Source organism: Haloarcula terrestris (assembly GCF_031624315.1).
Classification (GTDB): domain Archaea; phylum Halobacteriota; class Halobacteria; order Halobacteriales; family Haloarculaceae; genus Haloarcula; species Haloarcula terrestris.
In genome coordinates, this window is record NZ_JAMQOM010000006.1 from 17,870 (window position 1) to 40,054 (window position 22,185).

At 65.1% G+C, this 22,185-nt stretch carries 22 protein-coding genes; 11 read left to right on the plus strand and 11 right to left on the minus strand.

Going from position 1 to position 22,185, the window contains the following annotated elements:
• Window positions 1-42 precede the first annotated feature (42 nt).
• The 4 genes from NDI54_RS14420 (at window position 43) to NDI54_RS14435 (ending at window position 2,932) form a co-directional block, all read left to right on the plus strand.
• Window positions 43-879, plus strand: coding sequence for an RAD55 family ATPase (locus NDI54_RS14420; RefSeq protein WP_310897137.1), 837 nt, complete (start codon window positions 43-45; stop codon window positions 877-879).
• A 127-nt stretch (window positions 880-1,006) separates the two neighbouring features.
• Complete coding sequence (locus tag NDI54_RS14425) at window positions 1,007-1,885, plus strand: hypothetical protein (protein WP_310897138.1); 879 nt, start codon at window positions 1,007-1,009, stop codon at window positions 1,883-1,885.
• Window positions 1,878-2,576: a hypothetical protein gene (locus NDI54_RS14430; protein ID WP_310897139.1), complete on the plus strand. Its 699-nt coding sequence runs from the start codon at window positions 1,878-1,880 to the stop codon at window positions 2,574-2,576. Before NDI54_RS14425 ends, NDI54_RS14430 begins: the two co-directional genes overlap by 8 nt.
• Window positions 2,577-2,608: 32 nt before the next feature.
• Window positions 2,609-2,932, plus strand: a complete 324-nt coding sequence (locus NDI54_RS14435) for a transcription factor S (protein WP_310897140.1) — start codon at window positions 2,609-2,611, stop codon at window positions 2,930-2,932.
• Here NDI54_RS14435 and NDI54_RS14440 read toward each other — a convergent pair.
• Window positions 2,929-3,774: a winged helix-turn-helix transcriptional regulator gene (locus NDI54_RS14440; protein ID WP_310897141.1), complete on the minus strand. Its 846-nt coding sequence runs from the start codon at window positions 3,772-3,774 to the stop codon at window positions 2,929-2,931. The two genes, NDI54_RS14435 and NDI54_RS14440, sit on opposite strands and share 4 nt — an antisense overlap.
• 362 nt (window positions 3,775-4,136) lie before the next feature.
• Window positions 4,137-4,409, minus strand: coding sequence for a DUF7553 family protein (locus NDI54_RS14445; RefSeq protein ID WP_310897142.1), 273 nt, complete (start codon window positions 4,407-4,409; stop codon window positions 4,137-4,139).
• Window positions 4,410-4,531: 122 nt separating this feature from the next.
• Between NDI54_RS14445 and NDI54_RS14450 the strand changes: the two genes are divergently transcribed.
• From NDI54_RS14450 to NDI54_RS14465, 4 genes are all read left to right on the plus strand, one after another.
• The gene (locus tag NDI54_RS14450; protein ID WP_310897143.1) at window positions 4,532-5,899 is read left to right on the plus strand and encodes a phosphoribosylamine--glycine ligase; all 1,368 of its coding nucleotides are present in this window, start codon (window positions 4,532-4,534) and stop codon (window positions 5,897-5,899) included.
• A gap of 131 nt (window positions 5,900-6,030) precedes the next feature.
• Window positions 6,031-6,663 (plus strand): hypothetical protein, encoded by a 633-nt coding sequence (locus NDI54_RS14455; RefSeq protein WP_310897144.1) that lies wholly within the window; start codon window positions 6,031-6,033, stop codon window positions 6,661-6,663.
• A gap of 104 nt (window positions 6,664-6,767) precedes the next feature.
• Window positions 6,768-7,019 (plus strand): DUF7127 family protein, encoded by a 252-nt coding sequence (locus NDI54_RS14460; protein ID WP_310897145.1) that lies wholly within the window; start codon window positions 6,768-6,770, stop codon window positions 7,017-7,019.
• A 105-nt stretch (window positions 7,020-7,124) separates the two neighbouring features.
• Entirely contained in the window at window positions 7,125-8,126 is a 1,002-nt protein-coding gene (locus tag NDI54_RS14465) for a DUF368 domain-containing protein (protein ID WP_310897146.1), read from the plus strand.
• 5 nt (window positions 8,127-8,131) lie between these two features.
• On the opposite strand, the gene NDI54_RS14470 is transcribed toward NDI54_RS14465, so the two are convergent.
• Both NDI54_RS14470 and NDI54_RS14475 read right to left on the minus strand, forming a co-directional pair.
• Window positions 8,132-9,235 carry an NADH:flavin oxidoreductase/NADH oxidase gene (locus NDI54_RS14470; protein WP_310897147.1) on the minus strand — a complete coding sequence of 368 codons (1,104 nt, stop codon included), beginning with the start codon at window positions 9,233-9,235 and terminating at the stop codon, window positions 8,132-8,134.
• 100 nt (window positions 9,236-9,335) lie between these two features.
• Window positions 9,336-10,301 carry a beta-ribofuranosylaminobenzene 5'-phosphate synthase family protein gene (locus NDI54_RS14475; protein WP_310897148.1) on the minus strand — a complete coding sequence of 322 codons (966 nt, stop codon included), beginning with the start codon at window positions 10,299-10,301 and terminating at the stop codon, window positions 9,336-9,338.
• Between the two features lie 120 nt (window positions 10,302-10,421).
• Between NDI54_RS14475 and ilvD the strand changes: the two genes are divergently transcribed.
• Complete coding sequence (gene ilvD, locus NDI54_RS14480) at window positions 10,422-12,149, plus strand: dihydroxy-acid dehydratase (RefSeq protein ID WP_310897149.1); 1,728 nt, start codon at window positions 10,422-10,424, stop codon at window positions 12,147-12,149.
• A 274-nt stretch (window positions 12,150-12,423) separates the two neighbouring features.
• Here the strand turns inward: ilvD and NDI54_RS14485 are convergent, their stop codons facing one another.
• Window positions 12,424-12,714: a hypothetical protein gene (locus NDI54_RS14485; protein ID WP_310897150.1), complete on the minus strand. Its 291-nt coding sequence runs from the start codon at window positions 12,712-12,714 to the stop codon at window positions 12,424-12,426.
• A gap of 377 nt (window positions 12,715-13,091) precedes the next feature.
• On the opposite strand from NDI54_RS14485, the gene NDI54_RS14490 reads away from it, so the two are divergent.
• On the plus strand, window positions 13,092-14,441 hold the full coding sequence (locus NDI54_RS14490) for a sensor histidine kinase (protein WP_310897151.1): 1,350 nt from the start codon (window positions 13,092-13,094) through the stop codon (window positions 14,439-14,441).
• Here NDI54_RS14490 and NDI54_RS14495 read toward each other — a convergent pair.
• The 3 genes from NDI54_RS14495 to NDI54_RS14505 form a co-directional block, all read right to left on the minus strand.
• Window positions 14,438-15,157 (minus strand): metal-dependent hydrolase, encoded by a 720-nt coding sequence (locus tag NDI54_RS14495; protein ID WP_310897152.1) that lies wholly within the window; start codon window positions 15,155-15,157, stop codon window positions 14,438-14,440. The genes NDI54_RS14490 and NDI54_RS14495 overlap by 4 nt on opposite strands.
• A 68-nt stretch (window positions 15,158-15,225) precedes the next feature.
• Window positions 15,226-17,805, minus strand: a complete 2,580-nt coding sequence (locus NDI54_RS14500; protein WP_310897153.1) for a heavy metal translocating P-type ATPase — start codon at window positions 17,803-17,805, stop codon at window positions 15,226-15,228.
• 145 nt (window positions 17,806-17,950) lie between these two features.
• Window positions 17,951-18,214 carry a hypothetical protein gene (locus tag NDI54_RS14505; RefSeq protein WP_310897154.1) on the minus strand — a complete coding sequence of 88 codons (264 nt, stop codon included), beginning with the start codon at window positions 18,212-18,214 and terminating at the stop codon, window positions 17,951-17,953.
• Between the two features lie 173 nt (window positions 18,215-18,387).
• Here NDI54_RS14505 and NDI54_RS14510 point away from each other — a divergent pair, with 173 nt between their 5' ends.
• Window positions 18,388-19,470 carry a S1C family serine protease gene (locus NDI54_RS14510; protein ID WP_310897155.1) on the plus strand — a complete coding sequence of 361 codons (1,083 nt, stop codon included), beginning with the start codon at window positions 18,388-18,390 and terminating at the stop codon, window positions 19,468-19,470.
• Between the two features lie 32 nt (window positions 19,471-19,502).
• On the opposite strand, the gene NDI54_RS14515 is transcribed toward NDI54_RS14510, so the two are convergent.
• The 3 genes from NDI54_RS14515 to priS form a co-directional block, all read right to left on the minus strand.
• On the minus strand, window positions 19,503-19,934 hold the full coding sequence (locus NDI54_RS14515) for a hypothetical protein (protein WP_310897156.1): 432 nt from the start codon (window positions 19,932-19,934) through the stop codon (window positions 19,503-19,505).
• Window positions 19,935-20,036: 102 nt separating this feature from the next.
• A complete protein-coding gene (locus NDI54_RS14520) occupies window positions 20,037-20,993 on the minus strand; it encodes a hypothetical protein (protein WP_310897157.1) in 957 nt (318 codons plus the stop codon).
• Entirely contained in the window at window positions 20,990-22,168 is a 1,179-nt protein-coding gene (gene priS / locus NDI54_RS14525; protein ID WP_310897158.1) for a DNA primase small subunit PriS, read from the minus strand. Before priS ends, NDI54_RS14520 begins: the two co-directional genes overlap by 4 nt.
• Window positions 22,169-22,185: the final 17 nt, after the last annotated feature.

Here is a 22,185-nt window from a genome sequence, read left to right on the forward strand (position 1 = left end):
GGCAGGCCAAGCGTTTAAGCGACCGCGTAGGTAGGAGGATGTATGGAGCGAATCCCGTTCGGAGTCCGCCAGCTCGACTCCATCATCAACGGTGGCGCGCCCGCCGGGAGCGTCGTCCTGCTCTCGGGCGAGGCCGGAGCCGGCTCCCGGGAGTTCATGCACACGAGCGCGCTCATCAACGGGCTCCGACAGGTGGATTCGGAGCTACACGACCTCTACTACGGCGACCTCTCGGCGGACGCCGTCGCACCGGAGGAAGTCCACTACGTCTCCTTTACCGCAAGCGAGTCCCAGCTCGTCAGCGAGATGCGGCTGGCGATGGACGACGACGTGGTCGACAAGGGGAGCCAGGCTGTCGAGTTCCACGACCTCTCGGAGCGGTACTTCCACATCAGCCCGGTGCCCCGGGACTGGTACGCCAGCGAAACCGCGTCGATCACCGACCTCCGGGCGCGCCACGAGCGGGAGGACCTGCTCGGCACGCTCGGGATGGTGCTGAACGACGTGGCGGCGAACAACCTCGTCGTCATCGACTCGCTGTCGGACCTCGTCAGCGCCATGGGCGATGAGATCGACTGGGCGGACATCAGCTCGCTCGTCCAGGGGCTCCAGAAGGCGGCCTACCAGTGGGGCGGCCTCATCCTCCTGCATATCAACCACGAGACGCTGTCGGCGATCCGCCACGGCCAGCTCGTCGACGCCTCCCACGGGACGATGGAGTTCGCGTGGGAATCGGGCGGCTCCACCCGGGCTCGGACCCTCGTCGTCCGGCAGTTCCGGGGCGTCCTCTCACAGATCGAGGACGAGGACATCGTCCAGTTCGAGACGGAACTGGGCGAGGCCGGCTTCGACATCAGCGACGTGCGCAAAATTCGATAGCGGGCGGTGCGGACGCCCGTACCCGTCGAGGAGTGACAAAGAGCAGCGTATCGGCGGATCGCTCCCGCTCTCGGTATCTGAAATCGGCGGTAAACCCTTATCAGTCTTGTTCCTCAAGGGTGTCGTAATGTCCTCCGAGTCGACGGATGACGGGGGAGTCCACGTCGAGCTAGCTGCGGATCTAGACGAGTGGCTGACCGAGCAGGCCGAGACACTCGGTGTTCCGCGCGAGGCCGTCATGGAGCAACTGCTGGCCGCATACAAGGCCTCGGCCGAGTTCGACGACGAGATGGAGGGCACCCATCCGTCGTCGGACGAACTCGACGCTATCGTCGCCGCGACCGTCGACGAGCGGCTATCGGAGTCAGTCGAAGCGGCGACTGAAAGCGCCGTCAGTTCCTCTGTCCCCGATATCGTCGACACGGTGGAGCGCCAACTCGCGGGGCGGTTCGACGCGCTCGAAGCGGACTTTCAGACCAAAATCGAAGATGTCCGCGAGCGCGTCGTGCAGGTCAAACGGGAAGCCGACGCGAAAGCACCAGCCGACCACAGCCACGAGGAGTTCGACCGTATCGATGCGCTCAGTCATGATATCGAGGCGTTGGAGGATGAAATCGCCGATCTTCGAGACGACGTGACCGAATCACTCGAAACACAGGACGAGCGGCTCGACGACATCGATGATATCGACGACCGCCTGGACGATATGGAAGACAAACTCACCCGCGTCGCCTGGGTCGTCAGCGACCTCCGCGAGGACCGGGGCGGCCGGGATCAGAACCAGAAGGCGGTCGACCGGCTGAAACGCGCCGCGGCACAGGAAGGCATCTCGACGGCCCGGTGTTCGAACTGTAGCGAGCAGGTCGAAATCGGGCTGCTGACCGAACCCCAGTGTCCCCACTGCAACGCGACGGTGTCGGACGTACGGCCCGAGGGCGGCATCATCCGCTCGAAGGCACGGCTGGTGGCCGCGGCACAGCTCGGCCCGGGAGAGAGCGATGAGTGACGACGAGCGGGACCCCTTCGAGGCGCTCGACCCCGGCGACGACCGCGAGGGCGACCCGTTCGAGCGCCTCGGAGAGGGGCCTGACGGCGAAGAAGCCCCGAAAGCCGAGACGGACGCCGACGCATCACAGCCGCCGGACGAGTCTCCGTTCGGGGACGACGCAACCGACCCGACGGAGTCTCACCAGCCAGCCGATGATGGCTGGTCCGGAAGAGACGCAAGTGAGACATCGGCGTCCGAGACGCCCCCCTCTGGAGACGGTGCTGACGACCTCCTCTCGGCCGTCGACACCGAGGAGTTCCGTTCGGACTCGGCGACCGATCCGGACGATTCCGGTTTGGCGTCGACGACGGACCCGGAGGACCCCTTCTCGGGGATGGACGACCCCAGCGAAAACCCGTTCGGAAGCGGCGAGAGCGCGTTCGAGCGGGTCGATGTCGACCACATCGACGCCGACAAGGTATGGGCGGAAATCGCCGAGGACGACGACGGCGAGGACCCGTCGGAGAGCCGCTACGCAGAGGTGTCGAAACACCGCTACTGCGAACAGTGCGAGCACTTCTCCGCGCCGCCGAACGCACACTGCACGAACGACGGGACCGAGATCATGGAGTTTCTCGACATGGAGACGGTTCGGCTTCTGAACTGTCCCGTCGTCGCCGAGCAACACGAAATCGAGGGCGAGCAGTAACGGCTTTTTGTTTCGGTGTCCGACGGGCGTGTATGCAGTTCTGCGACGACTGTGGCTCGATGATGCACGCTGACGGTGACGAGATGGTCTGTCAGTCCTGCGGAACGCGAGACGCCAAAGACGAGGACCGGGCGGCCGAGTTCGTCAGTACGGCCGAACAGAGCGGCGACGAACTGATCGAGACCGAAGAAGGCTCGAACTTCGAGGGGAAGCCGACGGCCGACGACGTGACCTGTGAGGAGTGTGGCCACGGGAAAGCGTGGTACACGATCAAACAGACGGGGTCAGCCGACGAACCGCCGACGCGGTTTTTCAAGTGCCAAGACTGTGGCCATCGGTGGCGAGAGTACAACTAAAGTAGCGAATCAAGTATCCTGAGCTCCTCTTCCTCGGATATCTTTTCCGAGTCCATACACGCATGGACGACTTTGTGGACGAGTTCCGGGTCCTGAAACGGCTGCGGGGAACTGCCGCCGTCCGCGACAGTTTCGACCTGGCCTTCGAGTTCGGCCAGTTGCTCGGAGAGGTCCTCCACGGTCGACTGGAACGTGGTGATGGTAGTGTTCACTTCGCCGGCCGCCGTCGCGGTCTCCGGCGGCGGGTAGTCGCCGTCGTCCGACCCGGGCTCGGACTCTGACGCCCGTCTGTCGGCTCCGTCGAAGGATGCGGTCGGTTCGGAGTCGGCCGACTGCGTTTCGGGTTCCTCCGGGCTTATTGGCGACTGGCTTTCGTCCGGGCTCGCTGTCGACTCGGTCTGTTCGGGCTCTTGGTCGCCGAGCACAGCGTTGGCGAACGCCTCGCGGTTCGCCCAGTCGAACCCGTCGATCCCGTTGACGCGGTTGCTCACTGTCGAGGCGGTCACGCCGAGTTTCTCGGCGAGGTCCCGCTGGGACGCGGTAGGGTGTTTCCGAATCGCTTTGATCGTCTCGTATTCGGTCGACGAGAGGTCATCCGGCGCCGGAAGCGACTGGGACGCCGACGAATGGTCGCTGGATTCCTGTGCGGATTCGTTCGGGTCGTCGTCCTCGGCCGGGTCGCCGTGTTCTTCGAGGACACGTTCGACAAGGTCCGCTGTCGCGCTCGGAACTTCCGACGCAAGCTCGGCGATAGAAGCCTCGGGATTCTCGGCCGCAACGTCGAGTATTTGCTTGTGACGCATCGATTTGGGGGCCGTTCGGCCCTTCGTTGATTTGCTCATTGGAATCACCACCTTGGGGGACACTACTCAACTCCCCTGACCTGATATTCGTCTGAAGTGAACTACCGGATATGTCAAAAGCTTTTTGTTAGGGACAAACATTAATTATGATGTTGTTTAGACATAGGTCTGGCTACAGTATCGCTCACGGACGCCGTAGTGGTAGCCGGCGTCGCGGTCCCTGGCGTTGATTCCATCGGCGTCGATCCGACCGGCGGGCAGTACCTCGTGCTCCTAGCCCGAATCAAGCCAGTCGTCGAGGAAACGGCAATCGAGTCGGAGGAATCCGTCGCTCGCGAGAGCCGGCTTTTCGTCGCAGAAAGGCATTCACACAGTTACGCTCCGGTTCGCGTGGACCCGTATCAGACCCCTTCGAGGTCGGACCGGTACTCGTTGATCTGGTCGTCGGCGTCCTCGATGGCACCAGCCACGTCTTCGGCGTCGCCGCTACTGAGGTCGTTGAGCGCCGACTGGATGCGTGCGAGTCGGCCGTGGTCCGGGCCGCGTTCATCAGTCGCCAGGGTGTCGAGTTGGTCGGCGAGTTCGGCGAGGCGCTCGCGTGCGTCGTCGCTGCCGGTATCTTCAGCAGCCGATTCAAGCAGCTCGCTCGCAGATGCGAGTTCGTCGCGTGTCATACGTGGGAATTCACAGATGGGGACTAAAACGATTCGGCTTACGGGAGCGGGGTTATTTAACTACGTCAGCGGGTGTCGAATGGACAAGCAACGCTTACCCCGCGTCCGCTCGCAGAGAGGTCATGGCAAACTTCCTCTTTTGCTCGTTGGACGCGGCGCTCATCGGCGACATCGCCTGGCAGGTCAGCCGGGAGGGCCACGACGTTCGGTACTACATCGAAGCCGACAGCGATCAGGAGATCGCCAACGGGTTCGTCCCGAAAACCGACGACTGGCGAGGGGACCTCGACTGGGCCGATGTCGTCGTCTTCGACGACATCTGGGTTGGCAGCGATATCGGCACCGGTGAGATCGCACAGGACCTTCGGGCCGAGGGCCACGCTGTCGTCGGCGGGACGCCGAACACGGACACGCTCGAAGAGGACCGCGGCTACGCGATGGCGGTTCTCGAAGACAACGGTGTCAACACGGTCGAACACCACGTCTTCGAAGACTTCGACACCGGCATCCAGCACGTCGAAGAGAACCCTGCACCGTACGTCATCAAACCACTCGGGGAGGTACAGAACGTCAAGCGACTCCTCTACGTCGGCAACGAGGACGACGGGAGTGATGTTGTGGACGTACTGAAGGCGTACAAGAAGGCGTGGGGCCACCGGATGAAGGGGTTTCAGCTCCAGCGCAAAGTCGAGGGTGTCGAGGTCGCCGTCTGTGGCTTCTTCAACGGCGAGGAGTTCGTCGAGCCGATCAACTTCAACTTCGAGCACAAGAAGCTGTTCCCGGGCAACATCGGCCCCTCCACCGGCGAAATGGGGACCTCGATGTTCTGGGCGGGCCGGAACGACCTGTTTACCGAGACACTCGGCAAGGTGGAAGGCTGGCTCGCCGACGAGGGGTACGTCGGCAGCATCGATCTCAACTGCATCGTCAACGACAGCGGCATCTATCCACTGGAGTTCACGCCCCGGTTCGGCTATCCGACGATCACGCTGCAGGAGGAGTCCTTCGAGTCGGAGACGGGACAGTTCTTCCTCGATCTGGCGAACGGACGCGACCCCGGCCTGGAGGTCCACCGGGGCTATCAGATCGCGGTTCGAGTCGTCCTGCCGCCGTTCCCGTTCGACGACGAGAAGACGTATGACGAGAACTCCCGCAACGCCGCGGTCGTCTTCGGGTCCGACAGCCGCGAAGGGATCCACATCGAGGATGCAAAGCGCGTGCCCGTTGCGGGCACGGAACGCGCAACCGGTGAGGGAAGCGAGCCGGGAGTGGCAGTCGACGGTCAGTGGCGTGTCGCGGGCGAGAGCGGGATGCCGCTGGTCGTCACAGGCAAGGGCGAGACGATGCAGGCGGCACGGGAGCAGGCGTACGACCGCGTCGACGACATCCTCATCCCGAACCTCTATTACCGGGACGACATCGGTGAGCGGTGGATCGACGGCGACGGCGACCGGCTGCAGGCGTGGGGGTATCTCGGGCCGCAGGCGTAGCGTCGCATCTGTGATCTTGATACCCCACCACATGTGGGGGCACGGACAAGACAGATTGTCGGAAGTGACGGGTGGAGAGAAATCCAGGCCAGCCCGACCGACTATAAGCGCACGACATGACAGTCAAGACAATGTTTCGCCGTGACATGCTCCGGGCAGGCGCAGTGGCGGGCGCTGTAACAATCGCGGGCTGTACGGGCGGGTCCACGGGAGCGGCCTTCGAAGAAGGGTTCGAGGACGGCCTGGGCGACTGGGAAAGCGGTGCGGCCATCGGCCCGGAGGTCGAACTCTCGGCGTTCGAGTGGGAGTTCGGCGTCTCCGAAACCGAAGCGGCCTCCGGCGACCGGTCGCTGCGCATCTGGAACGAGGGCGATTACGACGACGGCGTGACGTGGGGCGTCCACCCCGTCGCTATCGAGTCCGGCCAGGCGTACCAGATAACCGTCAGCGCCCAGTTCTGGAGCGAATCGGAGTCGTTCAACACGCTCCGGGACGCGGTGATGCGGCTCGGGCCGGAACCGCCGGCGGTCGAGGAGGACTTTCCACAACCCGGGGTGAATACCTCCGCGCTCGGGCAGACACCGTACGGCGGGCTCCGGGAACCGCTGTGGCTCGCCGACGGCTGGCGGGAGTACACCTTCGAGTGGACGACGCCCGAACTCTCGACGGACACACTGTACATCGCGCTCGGGACGAGTGTCATCTGGGAAGGCGACGCGACCCACTACATCGACGACATCACGGTCGATATCGAGACGCAGTGATTGTTGCCTGCTGTGACAGTCCTGCTACATCCGCAGAATTTGCGGGGATTGGCACGCGCCGAACGGGGACCTTTATGTGTGTAACACGTACCCATGATTGACGAATGGACGCACAAACTGACCGGTCGCCGCTGCACGTTTCGCATACCGACCACGACGACGGCTGGACGCTCGCCGTCGACCTGGAATCGCTGCAGGTTAGCGACAACTACGTGACAGTCGAGGTCATCGGAACGGAGGCCATCATCGCTGTCGACGCCCCGCACCTCCAGACGGAGTTCGATATCGACTTGCCGAGCGCCGGCGCAATCCCGACACTCAGGAACGGCGTGCTCACGCTAGAGCACCGGAACTAGCACGTTCGATACCATCTTCCGTACTGCGCTCCCGCAGTCGTGGCATACTAGTAACACGACGCAACTCCACAAGGGATTTGAGCGTGATGCTGGAAGCGTGCAGTGATGACTCCCTCTCCCGACCGGGACCCGCCGACGATTCGGGGCTCGGTGCCGCCGCTTCGCGCGTGGATTCGAACGTTTCTCATCGGCCTCTGTATGGGCAGTGCTGACGGCGTCCCTGGCGTCTCGGGCGGGACAATCGCGCTCATCGCCGGCGTCTACGAGCGCCTTATCGCCGCGATCACAGCCGTCACGCCGAACCGTATAATCCGATTCTTCCGCGCACTCACGCCGTTAGACGGCGGCATTGACCCGCACGGTGCGTTTGCGGAACTCATCGATATCGACATCTGGTTCCTCCTCGCGCTGGTCGCCGGCGTCGGAACTGCCGTCGTCATCGTGTCGCGAATCGTCCACATCGCCAGTCAGGAGACGCCGGTACTGCTTTTCGGGTTCTTCTTCGGACTCATCGCCGCCTCCGCCGTGGTGCTGGTCCGGAGCCTCACCGTCGACTCCCCGTATCAGGCCGCGGCCGGCGTTGTTGGCTTCCTGCTCGCGTTCTACGTCTCCGGCGTCTCCGGGGGCTCCGGAGGCGGGGGCGGCCTCGCACTCGTCTTCGTCGCCGGCATGATCGGCGTCAGCGCGATGATTCTGCCCGGTATTTCGGGATCGCTGTTGCTCGTCATTCTCGGGCAGTACACCCGTATGTTGACGGCCCTCAGCGAGTTCGTTGACGCGCTCATCGCGCTCGCCACCGGCGGCACGGTCGAGGACGTGACCACCACCGCCGTCCCGGTCGTGACGTTCATCCTCGGCGGACTGGTCGGCCTGTTCACCATCGCCCGCGTCGTCCGCCGCGCGCTGGACTATAACCGGCGAGCCACGCTGGCGTTCCTCGTCGCACTCGTCGTCGGTGCCCTCCGCGCCCCGGTGGTGGAGGTCCGGGGCGAAGTCGGCTTTTCGACTGACGTTCTCATCGCGTTCGTCGCCGCCGCTGCCGTCGGCGCAGTGTTCCTGCTCGCGCTCGACTGGTACGCCGTCGACCTCGACCTCGATAAGGTCTAAACGGTTCAGAAGCCCCAGGCGCGACGGTACTGCGGCGGCCCCTCGATTTCCTCAGTCGCGCCGAGTTCCTTGGCCGCGGTCAGCGTGAAGTACGGGTCCCGCAGGTGTTCACGGCCGACGATAGCCATGTCCGCCCGGTCGTTGGCGATGACGGCTTCGGCCTGTTCGGGCGTCGTGATGCCGCCGACAGCGCCGACGGCGATGTCCGACTCGGTCTCCTCGCGGATGCGCTCTGCGTACCGGAGCTGGTAGTTCGGGCCGGCGTATTCGGGGCGGGATTCGGGGTGGATACCGCCGCCGCTCACGTCGATAAGGTCTGCGCCGACATCGGCGAGTTGGTCGGCCAGTCGGACGGAGTCGTCGACGGTCCAGGACTCGCGGTCGGGGAGCCAGTCCGTCGCCGAGACCCGGACGAACACCGGCTTGTCGTCGGGCCAGACCTCGCGGACGGCGGCCGTGACCTCTCGGTTCAATCGCGTGCGCCCCTCGAAGTCGCCGCCGTAGTCGTCCTCGCGGTGGTTCGTCACCGGCGAGAGGAACTCATGCAGGAGGTAGCCGTGGGCGGCGTGGACCTCGGCGACCTCGAAGCCGGCGTCGAGCGCGCGCTCGGCGGCCGCGCGGAAGGAGTCAATGACGGATTCGATGCCGTCTTGATCGAGCGCCGTCGTCGGCGGGGCCTCGCCGTCCTCGTAGGGCCAGGGGTCGTCGCTCGGGCCGACAACGTCCCAGCCGCCCTCGTCGTGCTGGAGCGGATCGTGGCCATCCCACGGGCGCGACGTGGCGGCTTTCCGGCCGGCGTGAGCCAGCTGGATGCCCGGCACGCTTCCCTGCTCGCTGATGAAGTCCGTAATCGGTTCCAGTGCCGCCGCGTGCTCGTCGCTCCAGATCCCCAGGTCCTCCGGGGAGATGCGGCCGCGGGCTTCGACGGCGGTCGCCTCGGTCATGACCAGCCCCGCGCCGCCGACGGCGCGGGAGCCGAGGTGGGTGCGGTGCCAGTCGGTGGCGAGGCCGTCGCGGGCCTCACAGGAGTACTGGCACATGGGGGACACCATGACGCGATTCGGGACGGTCGTCTCGCGGAGTTCCAGTGGCGAGAACAGTGCAGTCATCAGCGAGGGTTCGCCGCCGAGACGGATAACCGCACTGGCGGCTGCAAGAGTCGTCGTTACTTCCGGCGATTCATGCGACTTACTCCCGGATCCGGGTCAGCTATTCAGTCAGGGATGCACCGGTGTTCCGGGGTGCGACGACGCGAACCATTCCCTCGACGCCGGCCTCGTCGAGCGCCAGCACGCCGGCTTCGCGGGCCTCTGGTTCGTGGTCCGCCGTCGTCAAGCCCCAGACGGTCGGCCCCCAGGAACTCTGGCCGGCCCCGGAGATGACCGGGACGCTCGACAGTGAATCGACGAGCGTACCGGCTGGCGGGCGGTAGACGCCACCCTGTTCGTCGGCGTACCACGCGCCGTTGAGCCGGCCGAGTCGTGCGGCGGCGTGGCCGAAGTCGCTGTGGTCTCTGGTCGCAATCGCGGGGAGGAGCCGCCGAGTCAGCAGCGTCGAGATCTCGTCGGCGATTCCGGGGTCGGCGCGCTCGACGGCCTGGCGCATGCTCTGGTCCTCTTCGGCCCCGCTCTGGCCCGGATCGGTGTCCGGGACGACGACGACGAAGCGCCAGTGGGCGGGAACGTCGTGGTGGGCTAACACCGGCGGCACGTCCCAGTCGCCCTCGGCCGGCGGCTCGGCGGTGAACCGCTCGGTCGGATGGCCGCCGTCGACGACGAAACCGCCCGCCTCGAACGCCGCGACGCCGATGCCGCTCCGGCCGCCTCGGCCCAGTTGCGGCGCGTAAGTCCGTGCGTCGGCGGTCCGGTCGTAGGCCCGGACGACGGCGATGAGCGTCGCCAGCGAGAGTTGCGTGCCGCTGCCGAGGCCGACGTGTCGAGGGAACCGCTCATCGACGGAAACCGCCGCGCCGGGGACATCCAGCGCATCGACGACGCGCCGGACGTACGGTTCGGTCGCCGCGTCGTCACACTGGACCGTCTCGGCCCGGGTCGCCTCGACGGTCAGGCGTGGCTCATCAAGCGCCAGCCCGACCCCGCCGTAGAGACGTTCGTGGGCGAGCGAGAGGTTCTGAAACCCGAAGTGAAGTCGCGCGGCGGTCGTGACCGTCGGCATACGCCGGCGGAGGCCCCCAACGGAAAAGAAGCTACTGCCACCGGTCGGTTTCGCCGTGCTTCACGTGGGACGTTACCGCGAGTACAAGTTATTTAAGGTTGCCCACGGCGTCGCTCACATATGAGCAAGCAGGAACGGCAAGAACGGCCGGAGAAGGACCCGGACCTCCGGAGTACCGAGGTGACGGAGGGATACGAAAAAGCCCCCCACCGCGCGATGTTCCGCGCGATGGGCTACGACGACGAGGACCTGTCCTCACCGATGATCGGCATCGCCAATCCCGCCGCCGACATCACGCCGTGCAACGTCCACCTCGACGACGTTGCGGACGCCGCCTACGACGGCATCGATGACACCGAGGGGATGCCAATCGAATTCGGTACGATAACCATCTCCGACGCCATTTCGATGGGGACCGAGGGGATGAAAGCGTCGCTCATCTCCCGCGAGATAATCGCCGACTCCGTCGAACTCGTCACCTTCGGCGAGCGCATGGACGGCATCGTCACCATCGGCGGCTGCGACAAGAACATGCCCGGGATGATGATGGCCGCGATTCGGACGGACCTACCCAGCGTTTTCCTCTATGGAGGCTCGATCATGCCCGGCGAGCACGACGGCCGCGAGGTCACCATCCAGAACGTCTTCGAGGGCGTCGGCGCAGTCGCCGACGGGGAGATGAGCGAGGGCGAACTCGACGAGATGGAACGGCACGCCTGCCCCGGCGCGGGCTCCTGTGGCGGGATGTTCACCGCCAACACGATGGCTTCTATCTCCGAAGCGCTCGGCTTCGCGCCGCTGGGGTCGGCCTCCCCGCCGGCCGAACACGAGTCCCGCTACGAGGAGGCCCGCCGGGCTGGCGAACTCGCCGTCGAGGTAGTCCAGGAGCGTCGCCGTCCCTCGGATTTCCTCACCCGCGAGTCCTTCGAGAACGCCATTGCCCTGCAGGTCGCGGTCGGGGGCTCGACCAACGCCGTCCTCCACCTGCTCGCGCACGCGGCGGAGGCCGGCATCGAGCTCGACATCGAAACGTTCAACGAGATCAGCGCCCGGACGCCCAAGATCGCCGACCTCCAGCCCGGTGGCGAGCGGGTTATGAACGACCTCCACGAGGTCGGCGGCGTCCCGGTTGTCCTGAAGGCGCTCAACGACGCCGGCCTGCTCCACGGCGACGAACTCACGGTCACGGGCAACACAATCGAAGAAGAACTCGAACGCATCGACCCGCCCGCAGTCGCAGACCTCGATGTGGACTATCTCAACACTGTCGCGGACCCGATCCACGAACGTGGTGCGATCCGCATCCTCTCGGGTAACCTCGCACCCGACGGCGCGGTCATCAAAATCACCGGCGAGGACCACCTCCACCACGAGGGGCCGGTCCGCGTCTTCGAGCAGGAAGAAGGGGCTATGGAGTACGTCCAGGAGGGCCACGTCGAGTCCGGCGACGTGATCTGCATCCGCAACGAGGGACCCCAGGGCGGCCCCGGCATGCGCGAGATGCTGGGTGTGACCTCGGCCGTCGCCGGCCAGGGCCACGCCGAGGACGTGGCGCTGTTCACTGACGGCCGCTTCTCCGGCGCGACCCGCGGCTTCTCCATCGGCCACGTCGCGCCCGAAGCATTTGTCGGCGGTCCCATCGCCGCACTGGAGGACGGCGACACCGTCACTATCGACATCGACAACACGGAACTGTCGGTCGACCTCAGCGACGAGGAGATCGAGCAGCGCCTCGAAGACTGGGACCCCGAACCTAACTACGAGAGCGGCGTGCTGGCGAAGTATCACCACGACTTCGGCTCCGCCGCCAACGGTGCGGTGACGAACCCAGGCGCGAAGTGGGACTGAGACGCCGAATAGAGTAGGGGCCTGGCCTTCGCGGGACCGAACGGAGTGAGGTCCCGTTTTTTCACCCACGTTTTTCGAGGACCCCTCCCGCAGCGCCGCTGGCGCGAGGAAGGGGGACGCTGAAAAAGGTGGGTGGCTAGCGGTGCAGTGACGAACCCCGGCGCGAAGTGGGACTGAGAACCAGATAACATCCGGCCTGCGCTTCCGGCTCGACGACCGAACCACGCCGGACCGCCGTCAGAACTGAACAGACCCGCCACAGCGGCAACGCGGCTCACTTCCGTGTAATCGTGATGAGCCCTTCTTTGAGCGCCGCTTCGAACCGCTCGTCGAGTGTCATCTGCTCCCAGCCGGCCGGCCGGTTCTCCGTGGCGATCTCGGAGAGGGATTCGACCAGAGATCTGTGGAGGAAGCGACCGTTCTCGCCACACTCGTCGCAGGTCTTGATGATAGACCGCACCTCGAACTCCCGCTCGACGGCGGCCTGGCATCGGGCACACACGTACGTTTCTGACACGTCCGTCCGTACGTCGTCCGGATACTCGGATGTTATGACTCGTTTCAATAAAATATCACGACGAAGCGACGGTGAGAGACACCCACTGAGCGTGGGCCAATGAGTAATTATTCTGTCAAATCATGTGCGGTTTTATAACATATCAATCCGTTGTCTCTATCTGGGGCACGGAACCACCCACTGCAGCACTGGCGGGACCCTTTCCACGGGGTGTCACCGCTCCACTTTCTATTCGGATCGTCAGTCCAAGCGCTCCGTCACCCGATAACGCAGTCACAACGGTTCATCAGGGCGTTCCCGGAAACCACATGCCGCTACCGAGATCGGTTCCGGTATCGATAGCGGGACGGGGAAGTGTCTTCGCCTGTTTCGTCAGGCGCTTGACTGCTAAACCTATTTATTACTCCAGTGTGATTGGTGTATTGATGGCCCCGCTGACTGTCCTCCTCGTCGCTGCCGATTCTGCCGCCGGAGACCAATTAGAAGCGGCACTCGAAGAGGCGGCAATCGACGCGACGGTCCGGACAACTGAGCCCGAGTGTGTCGATACGACACTGCTGCGCATGGCGACTGACTGTCTGGTCGTCCCGGTGACGTGTGGGGCGATGGCGGGGGGACATCTGGCGGAGGCGGCCACCGGCCTCTATCCGGACCTCCCCGTGATTATGTACGGTACTGAAGCGGATCGCGGCGATCACATTCGAACGGTTGCCGGTGACCTCGGGTCGCCGGCGCTGACGGCCGCAGTCGGCGAGGCGCTCGACAGCAGCGAGACGATGGCCGCACGCCCGGTTTCCCGACCGGAGACGATTCTCGCCACGATGTTCGAGCGGAACTCCGAACACCTGTACGTGAAAGACACTGACAGGCATTACGTGCTGCTCAACGACTCGTCGTACGCGCCCCCGGAACTGCTCGGCCGGCGCGACGAAGACGGGCTCCCCGCTGGGGCCACGTATCTGGATGCGGCACGCGGCGACGACCTGCAGGTCATCAACGACGGGTCTGACATCCTCGATATCCACGAGTTCTCACCGTCCATGGGGAAACACCTCCGCACATCGAAGGTCCCCTGGTACGACGAGGCCGATGAGCTGGCGGGGCTCATCGGGATCACGCAGGACATCACCGACCAGCGCGAACGCGAGCGCCTCCTCAGACAGCAGAACGAACGCCTCCGGAAGGTGGCGCTTTTGGCCGCACACGAGCTTCGCAACGAACTCCAGGTGTCGACCGGCCACCTCTCGCAGGTCGAGGCCGACGACGAGCACATCGACGCCGTCGAGGACTCTATCGACCAACTCTCCGGGATCGTCGACAAGGTCGTCTCACTTGCGTCGAGTGACTCTCTGGAGTTCGAACTCGAACAGCTGTGGCTGTCGACGGTCGTCTGGGACGTGTGGAGTTCGCTGTCGCTCGAATCAGCGTCGCTCGAAGTCACGTCCGAGCGTCAGTTGCTGGCGGACGCGGAATCGCTGCGGCTGTTCCTCGAAATCCTGTTTTCGAACGCCGTCGAACACGGCGGCCCCGACGTGACAATTCGCGTCGGCGCCACGTCTTCGGGCTTTTTCGTCGCGGACGACGGCCCTGGCGTCGATGTCTCGCCGCCCGAGCGGGTGTTCGAGGCGGGCTATGCATCGGAGAAACAGAACAGCGGGTTCGGACTCTACATCGCCAAGCGGATCGCGAAGGAACACGGCTGGTCGCTGTCCGTGGGTGAAAGCGAAGACGGCGGCGCGCGGTTCACCATCACCGACGTGGAACGGCCCGATTAGAGTTCGAACGTCTCGTCGCCGTCGAGGACGTGGACCTCGGTGTCGCTGCCGGTGCCTTTGACCTCGTTGACGAAGTCCTGTGTGTCGATTTCGATGGGCGGGAACGTGTCGTAGTGCATCGGGAACGCGTGGTCGACATCCAGCCAGTCGACGGCGACGGCGGCCTGCAACGGCCCCATCGTGAAGTGGTCGCCGACCGGGACCGCGGCGGCGTCCGGTTCGAGGAACGGCCCGATGACATCGCGCATCTCCGTCATGAGGCCGGTGTCGCCGGCGTGGTAGAACGTCGTCGACTCCTTGTCGCTGACCTGTGTCGGCTTCGTGTCCGAGATGATGAACCCGGCCGGCATCCCGCCGCTGGTGCCGTAGCTGGTGTCCATGCCGTTCGTGTGGTCGGCCCGGTGCATCGTGACGAAGGCATCGCCGATTTCGACGGTGCCGCCGAGGTTCATTCCCATGCCGCCGACAGCCTTGAAGTCGCCGAAGTTGTCCTCGCAGTACTCGACAATTTCCGGCGTCGCCACGAGCCCACAGCCCTCGTAGCGGTCCACGTCGCCGATGTGGTCGGCGTGGCCGTGGGTCAACAGCACGTAGTCCGGGTCCAGTTCCTCGGGATCAGTGTCGGTCTTGGGGTTATCGAAGAACGGATCGATGAGCAACTCGGTGTCGTCGACTGTCACGTGCCACGTTGAATGGCCGTACCATGTGAGTTCCATGTCGGATACTTGCTACTCCCGGCGCCTACTTAATACCACAGTCGGCCCGGGCGGACGACCGTGCCTGTCTACGGCTCGTCGTCGCTCTCCGGCCTGATCCGCGAGAGCCGCATGGCGTTGCCGGTCACGGCGGTCGTCATGCCGGCGTCACCCGCGAGCACGGCCGCCCAGATGGGGACGTATCCGAACGGCACGGCGACGGCGAGACCAGCCTTGACCGCCAGGCTGGCCCAGATATTCTGCCGGATGACACCGTTGGCGTCGTTCGCCAGTTCGTACAGGTACGGGAGCTTCGAGAGGTCGTCGCTCATCAGCGCGATGTCAGCCGTTTCGAGGGCCGTGTCCGTGCCGGCGGCCCCCATCGCGACACCGACGGTCGCGCTCGCCAGCGCCGGCGCGTCGTTGATGCCGTCCCCGACCATCGCCACGCCGTCGTATTCGTCGACGAGGTCGTCGATAGCGGCGACCTTCTCGTCGGGCAGGAGTTCGGCGCGGTAGTCGTCGACGCCGACCGCTCGGGCGATAGCCGCCGCCGTGCGCTCGTTGTCGCCGGTGAGCATCACCGTCCGCTCGACGCCCAGATCGCGGAGCCGGGAGATCGCGGCCTTCGCCTCCGGGCGCACCTCGTCGGCGACGGCGATGATACCCTCTATCTCGTCTTCTGTCCCGACGATAACGACCGTTTTCCCTTCGGCCTGGAGTTCGGGAACGGTGTCCTCCAGCAGGTCTATACAGTTGTTGCGCTCACAGAGTTGCTGGGCCGTTCTGGTGACGACACCGCCGTCGGTGGTGGCGTGGACGTGCGAGAGGTCGAAGCCGAGGTCGTCGAACAGCCCCGGCTTCCCGGCGTAGTGGGGCGTCCCATCGAGGTCCGCCCGGACGCCCTTCCCGGTGATGCTCTCGAAGTCGTCGATATCGGCGCTTTCGACGCCGGCGGCCCCCGCCTCCGCGACGATGGCCTCCCCGATGGGGTGTTCGCTCCGCTGTTCGAGACCGCGGGCACACCGCAGGACTTCCGCCTCGGTGTTCCCGTTCAGCGGAAGCACGTCGGTGACGGTCAGTTCGCCCTTCGTCAGCGTCCCCGTCTTGTCGAAGGCGACCACGTCGACCGCGCCCATCGCTTCGAGGTGGTTGCCGCCCTTGATGAGCACGCCGTTTTTCGCCGCGCTGGTGATGCCCGAGACGACCGAGACTGGCGTCGAGATGACGAACGCGCAGGGACAGGCAAGCACCAGCAGCGTCAGGCCGTGCACGACAGCGGTCGACCACGCCACTCCGAGCGCAGCGGGGGACGCCAGCGTCACGAGGACGGCGAAGGCCACGACGACCGGCGTGTAGTACGACGAGAAGCGCTCGACGAACTGCTCGCGCTCGGTCTTGTTCGACTGGGCGTCCTCGACCATCTGGACGATGCGCGAGAGGGTGTTGTCGCTGGCCGCCGCCGTGACCTGCACCTCCAGATACCCCTCCTCGTTGATGGTCCCGGCGTACACCTCGTCGCCCTCGGTCTTGTCGACCGGAACGCTCTCGCCGGTAATGGGGGCCTGATTGACCGCGCTGGTCCCGTCGATGACCTCGCCGTCCATCGGGATCTTCTCGCCGGGCCTGATGACGACGATATCGCCCACCTGTACGTCGTCGACGGGGACCACTTCCTCAGTCCCGTCGTGTTTGACCGTCGCTTCGTCGGGCGAGAGGTCCATCAGTTCTTCCAGCGAGTTCCGCGCGCGGTCCATCGAGTACCGTTCCAGCAGCTCCGCGACGCTGAACAGGAACGCGAGCGTCGCGGCCTCGAAGTACAGCGCCTCGCCGAAGGCCAGGCTCGCGGTCAGCGCACCCAGGATGGCGATAGACATCAACAGGTCGATGTCGAGGTTCCGGTTCCGCAACGAGTAGTAGCCACCACGCAGGATTTCCTGGCCGCCCGTCGCTACGGCGATGAGAAACAGAACGTCGTCGACGAACAGCGGCGACCCGAGAACGCTGCCAACCTGTGCGTTCGCGCCGGGCAGCAAGAACTCGAAAAAGAAAACGAGGCCCAACGCGACGAACATGCCGCTGACCCACGTCTTCAGCGCCCGCGAGCTGGTCCAGACCGAGCCGTTCTCGTCGGTCTGCCCGGGTGTCTCACCCTCCCCAGTCGTCTCCGTGACCTCGTAGCCAGCGCGTTCGATGGCCGCAACGATGTCCCCTTCCGTCGTCGCGTTCCGGTCGTACGTGACGACGGCCGTGCCGGTGGTCGGGTGGGTCTCGACGGCTCTGAGACCGCCGACGCTCCCCAGCGCGCTCTCGACCTTGCCGGCACATGAGGCACAGTCCATCTCCGGGACGCTGAACCGCAGTGTCTCGCCGCCGTCGTCCGCGACGGTGTAGCCCGCCGCCTCGACGCGCTCCGCTATCGCGGCCGCGTCCGTCTCGGCCCCGTCGTACTCGACGGTGAGGCGACCCGTCGCAATCTGTGGGTCCACGGCTTCGATGCCTGCCAACTCGCGGACGCTCGACTCCACCTTTCCAGCACAGGAGGGACAGTCCATTTCGGGGACGGACAGCTGTGCGACCTGCATCCCGTCACGCGAGTCCGTCACCGTCGGACCGTCGGCACTCGTGCCGTCACACCCGGCATCCGAACAGCCGTCGGACTCAGTCATTACCGGAGCTAGGTCACCCTCTCTTATTAATTCAACTGCTAAGTTACCGCCCTATAGTGGGATTGGTTAATAAAGAATTGTGCCCAAATTATTAACTCAGCCGGTATCGACAGTTCCGTGGGCCGGGCTGACTGAGACGCTGTCCTCAGTCAAACGGCGTATTCCGCGTTGGCTTCCCCTGTGCGTAGCGGATCCAGCGGCGCACATGCCGGCCGACCGCCCAAAACAGCACGACGGTCATCGCCAGCAGCGCCGACAGAAACACGATTCCGAGCCGTATCGGTTCCTCCGTCGGCAGCCCGATGAGCAACACGATTGTGCCGACGAGCGCCATCTCGACGCCACATCGCAGGCCGGGTAACACGAACCCCGGTGTCGGCGTCGTCGTTCCCGATGAGTCCTCTGCCATGGCCCCCCGTATGCTACCGGGACGATTGTAGTTTGTGCCCGACATCACTGACAGCTGTCAGATTGAACACCGCAGTTGGACAGCTCCGACAGACGCCTCTCAGGACCCGTCGACGCCGCTCTCAGTTCGAGTGGCAACCGTGGCTTTTTCGCGGCTCAGTTCCACGGATGGGTATGGAGCAGTCTCTCTCACGCCGAGCGATGCTCGGCGCACTGGGCACGGCCGTCGCCGCCACGGCCGGCTGCCAGACCCCCGGGATGGGAAGCGAGTCGTCCGAAGACTCCGCCGACCAGTCATCACAGGCCGCCACCGATCAGTCTGACAGCGTCTACACGGACGTGTATCAGGAGGTCGCCGACGCCGTCGTCTCGATCAGAGTGTACGCCGAGACCACCGTCGGTGGGCAGGGGAGCGGGTTCCTCATCGACGACGAGCATATTGTGACGAACGAACACGTCGTCGCCGGCGGGAGCGAGTACTACGTTCGTTTTGCCGACACCGGCTGGCGCTCGGCCACCGTCGTCGGCGCGGACGTGTACAGCGACTTGGCTGTCCTGCGAGTCGGTTCGACGCCGGACGTGACACCCCTGTCGTTCGTCGAAACTGAGCCGACAGTCGGGACGGAAGTCGTCGCTATCGGGAACCCGTTCGGACTGTCGGGCTCGGTGTCGGCTGGTATCATCAGCGGCGTCGACCGCACGCTCCAGAGCGCGAACAACTTCTCCATCGCGGACGCGGTCCAGACCGACGCGCCGGTCAATCCGGGCAACAGCGGCGGGCCGCTGGTCACGCTCGACGGTGACGTGGTCGGCGTCATCAACTCCGGCGGCGGCGACAACGTCGCCTTCGCCATCTCGGCCCCGCTCACCCAGCGGGTCGTGCCGTCGCTCATCCAGACCGGCGACTACGACCACCCGTATATGGGTGTTGGACTTCAGAGCGTCTCGCCGCGCATCGCCGAGGCGAACAATCTGGATCCCGGGTCGGGGGTGTACATCTCCCGTGTCGTCGACGGCGGCCCAGCGGCGGGCGTTCTACAGGGAAGCGACGGCTCGACAACCGTCTCGGGCACGGAGATCCCAACCGGCGGTGACGTAGTCCGGCAAATGGACGAGACGCCGACACCGACGCGACAGGCGCTGGGGAGCTTCCTCGCACTGGAGACCAGCCCCGGCGAGACGGTCGACGTGCTGGTCGAGCGTGACGGAACGCAGGAGACGGTCGAACTCACGCTCGGGACCAGACCCGAGCCGTAGAGTGGTTCGTCGGGTACGCCTGCTCTCGCGCGTCACTGCGTCTGGACCTCGGCCCGCTCGTTCCGGTTACCATCGGCCACGAGATAGCCGACGGCGGCGGCAAGTAACAGCGTCACCGGCAGCCCCGCGACCAGCAGGCCGATACCGAGACTTCCGCTTGCGAGTACGTAGAGGGCGACACCGACGATAGTGACGACGAAAAAGTCCGCGACGGCCGCCAGCGCGGCCATGCGAAGGCGGACCGCGCGCTCGGAGACCGCGCCTGCCGCCGCTCGGTCGCGGTGCCACAGCAGGACGTATCCGGCGAACAGCGCGGTCAGACCGGCCGACAGACCCATCGGAAGGCCGATGAGTAGCGAGAACTCTATCTGCGGTTCGAAGCCACTGGTCACCGAGACGGTCGTGATGGCAAACGCGAGCGCGCCGACAAGCAGGGCGACCACGAGACGAACGTACGTGTTCATACATATCAACTCACCTACTGTATATAAATAGTCTGACGCTGCCACAGAACGATCGTCCAGCGCCACTTTGCATAGCGCCCCGTTGGAGCCGGTCGAGTTGGCTTATTCCAGCGGCTCGGCGGCGTCCTGCTCGACCAGCGGGTCGGCGTTGTCAGCTGGCAGCGTCACCACGTCGTCCGTCGAGAGGTCGTACTCGCGCTGGTCGACGCCGAATATCTCGCCCACGTCGTCCGTGATGCGGACCGTCCGTCGGTCCACGTCGGACGCTCGGGCTGCATCGGGTTCTGCCGGCTCGCCCGCTGGCGGCTGCCGGCCGCCGTCAGTGTGTGTGGGTTCAGTTTCGCTGCCGGCTTCGGCTGGCGGCACCGACACATCGTCACTCTCGGTCGGCGGCTCGGCCGACGGAGTGTCGACACCGGACGCGTAATCGCCCTCCGTTTCCAAATCGGCCGGCGGCGTCGGCTCGTCGCTTTCTTCCGGTGGCGCTGGCGGCGACTGATCGCCGCCGCTGCCCATCATGTCGGCCGCGTCGACGCTCGAGTCGGGGGCTGCCGTCGAGTCAGGTCCGTCGGCCGACGGCCCATCCGGCGTGGTCGTCTCCTGCTGTGGTTGCGGGTCGGGGGCCTCGCGCGAATCCGATTTCGGCTCGTCGCCGACCGTGCCGGTCGGGGCTTCTCCCGCGATCACGTCGAGGACGTGGCCCCGGTTGGACTCGATAGCCTCGACCATCGTCTCGAACAGCTGTCGTTCCTCCTGTGTGAGACCGTCGTCTTCGGTGGGCATGTCCGCCGCGGCCAGCGACGCCATCTTGACGATCTTGCCGACGCGCCGTTCATAGACGGCTTCAACGGTCTGCTCGGCGGTCTTGATGTCGTCAGTCAGGCGGTTGACCTCGGGCGAGTCGAAGGGGTCTTCGGCGCGCTCGGCCGCGCGGTCGCGCTCCTCCCGGAGCTGTTGAATGAACTGCCCGGCGTCCTCGTAGAACGTCTCGCGCAGCTGCTGGAGCTGATCGGTCTGGCGTTCGCGCGATTGGACGGACTGTAGCTCGTCTACGTTCATTCTTTCCCCTTCTCGGCGCGGCCACGGGCCATGAGAAACACGCCCACGTGCTCTGGTACAGTCTGATTACCCGCCTCCAGTGTAAAGCTATCGCCATCTAGCTCGACGAGGCCGCCGTCGGTCACCTCGACAGTGATGTCGTGGCCCCGGAACGTCTCCGGGACGGGGTCGACCAGCGGATCAAATCCGTCGAGTTCGTCGCGGTCGATGCGCTGGACTTCCAGCCCGCTGCCGCCGTGCAGCGACCCGGGCAGGCGGATAAGCCGGTTCGTGTCCGTCGTCACCGGCTCATCAATCGGCGCGTTATCGGCCGCGACGACCTCATGCAGCAGTATCTTCGCCAGCTGGTAGAACGCCGGATGCACGTCGATGTTGCCGTCTTCCAGTTGCTCGTAGTTCGACCGGGCTGCGTTCAGCGCCGCCGTCGCCTTCCCCTCGCCGATGCCATCGTACTCCTGCAGTCGCTCCAGCGCGTCCGCCTCTTCCATCGCGAGCAGGTCGTCGACGACGGCGAGCATGTGGCGGTGTGCGCGGGCGCTCCAGCCGCCCTCCGTCGAAAGCGTTCGCTTCTGTGCCGGGCTGGACCGGCCGGCCGTGCCGGCGACGGCCTCCTCGTCGACGAGTTCGTCGAACTCAAGGCCGATACCGCGGACGTAGTCGACGACTTCACGGCGGGCGTCCCGTTCCAGATGGCGGATGCGCTCGTCGCGGACGTGGACGTGATAGCCCCGGCCCCCGGAGAAGACAACCGTCAGGTCTTCGAAGCCGAAATCGTCCTCTAGGAAATCCAGCAGTCGAAGCAGCGCGTCCTTGCACTTTTCGAGCATCTCGGCGTAGGTGTCCTCGCCAAGCACCACCGAGGGCAGGTGGTCAGCGTCGAGGTCGAACACGAGGTCGGAGGAGCGCCAGCCCTTGTCCGACATCGTGGAGGCGCTCGGTTCGTCGTAGCGGCCCGCGGAGAAGTAGACGTGGCGGGGCTTTCGCCGGCCCAGGAAGTCCTCGATCTCGCCTAAGTCAAGCAGCGAGCGATGGCGGACCATCGTCTCGCCGGGGCCTTCTGTCCACGGAATGAATCCCCATTCACGCTCGTTCGCGGCCGGCGGCGGCGTTACCGACGCCTGTCGGTAGTGGTCGCCGAACCGGCCACGGAGGTACGCGCGGGTCCGCTCTTCCATCGGCTACCTCGTTGGGG

Bases quoted from the DNA above. Each gene is read 5' to 3' on its own strand.
- NDI54_RS14475 (WP_310897148.1), bottom strand. From the start codon at position 10,301: ATGCCGACGGTCACGACCGCCGCGCGACTTCACTTCGGGTTTCAGAAC.
- NDI54_RS14495 (WP_310897152.1), bottom strand. From the start codon at position 15,157: ATGGAACTCACATGGTACGGCCATTCAACGTGGCACGTGACAGTCGAC.
- priS (WP_310897158.1), bottom strand. From the start codon at position 22,168: ATGGAAGAGCGGACCCGCGCGTACCTCCGTGGCCGGTTCGGCGACCAC.
- NDI54_RS14425 (WP_310897138.1), top strand. From the start codon at position 1,007: ATGTCCTCCGAGTCGACGGATGACGGGGGAGTCCACGTCGAGCTAGCT.
- NDI54_RS14445 (WP_310897142.1), bottom strand. From the start codon at position 4,409: ATGACACGCGACGAACTCGCATCTGCGAGCGAGCTGCTTGAATCGGCT.
- NDI54_RS14510 (WP_310897155.1), top strand. From the start codon at position 18,388: ATGGAGCAGTCTCTCTCACGCCGAGCGATGCTCGGCGCACTGGGCACG.
- NDI54_RS14465 (WP_310897146.1), top strand. From the start codon at position 7,125: ATGACTCCCTCTCCCGACCGGGACCCGCCGACGATTCGGGGCTCGGTG.
- NDI54_RS14460 (WP_310897145.1), top strand. From the start codon at position 6,768: ATGGACGCACAAACTGACCGGTCGCCGCTGCACGTTTCGCATACCGAC.
- NDI54_RS14520 (WP_310897157.1), bottom strand. From the start codon at position 20,993: ATGAACGTAGACGAGCTACAGTCCGTCCAATCGCGCGAACGCCAGACC.
- NDI54_RS14515 (WP_310897156.1), bottom strand. From the start codon at position 19,934: ATGAACACGTACGTTCGTCTCGTGGTCGCCCTGCTTGTCGGCGCGCTC.
- NDI54_RS14490 (WP_310897151.1), top strand. From the start codon at position 13,092: ATGGCCCCGCTGACTGTCCTCCTCGTCGCTGCCGATTCTGCCGCCGGA.
- NDI54_RS14505 (WP_310897154.1), bottom strand. From the start codon at position 18,214: ATGGCAGAGGACTCATCGGGAACGACGACGCCGACACCGGGGTTCGTG.
- NDI54_RS14455 (WP_310897144.1), top strand. From the start codon at position 6,031: ATGTTTCGCCGTGACATGCTCCGGGCAGGCGCAGTGGCGGGCGCTGTA.
- NDI54_RS14470 (WP_310897147.1), bottom strand. From the start codon at position 9,235: ATGACTGCACTGTTCTCGCCACTGGAACTCCGCGAGACGACCGTCCCG.
- NDI54_RS14500 (WP_310897153.1), bottom strand. From the start codon at position 17,805: ATGACTGAGTCCGACGGCTGTTCGGATGCCGGGTGTGACGGCACGAGT.
- ilvD (WP_310897149.1), top strand. From the start codon at position 10,422: ATGAGCAAGCAGGAACGGCAAGAACGGCCGGAGAAGGACCCGGACCTC.
- NDI54_RS14430 (WP_310897139.1), top strand. From the start codon at position 1,878: ATGAGTGACGACGAGCGGGACCCCTTCGAGGCGCTCGACCCCGGCGAC.
- NDI54_RS14420 (WP_310897137.1), top strand. From the start codon at position 43: ATGGAGCGAATCCCGTTCGGAGTCCGCCAGCTCGACTCCATCATCAAC.
- NDI54_RS14440 (WP_310897141.1), bottom strand. From the start codon at position 3,774: ATGAGCAAATCAACGAAGGGCCGAACGGCCCCCAAATCGATGCGTCAC.
- NDI54_RS14450 (WP_310897143.1), top strand. From the start codon at position 4,532: ATGGCAAACTTCCTCTTTTGCTCGTTGGACGCGGCGCTCATCGGCGAC.
- NDI54_RS14435 (WP_310897140.1), top strand. From the start codon at position 2,609: ATGCAGTTCTGCGACGACTGTGGCTCGATGATGCACGCTGACGGTGAC.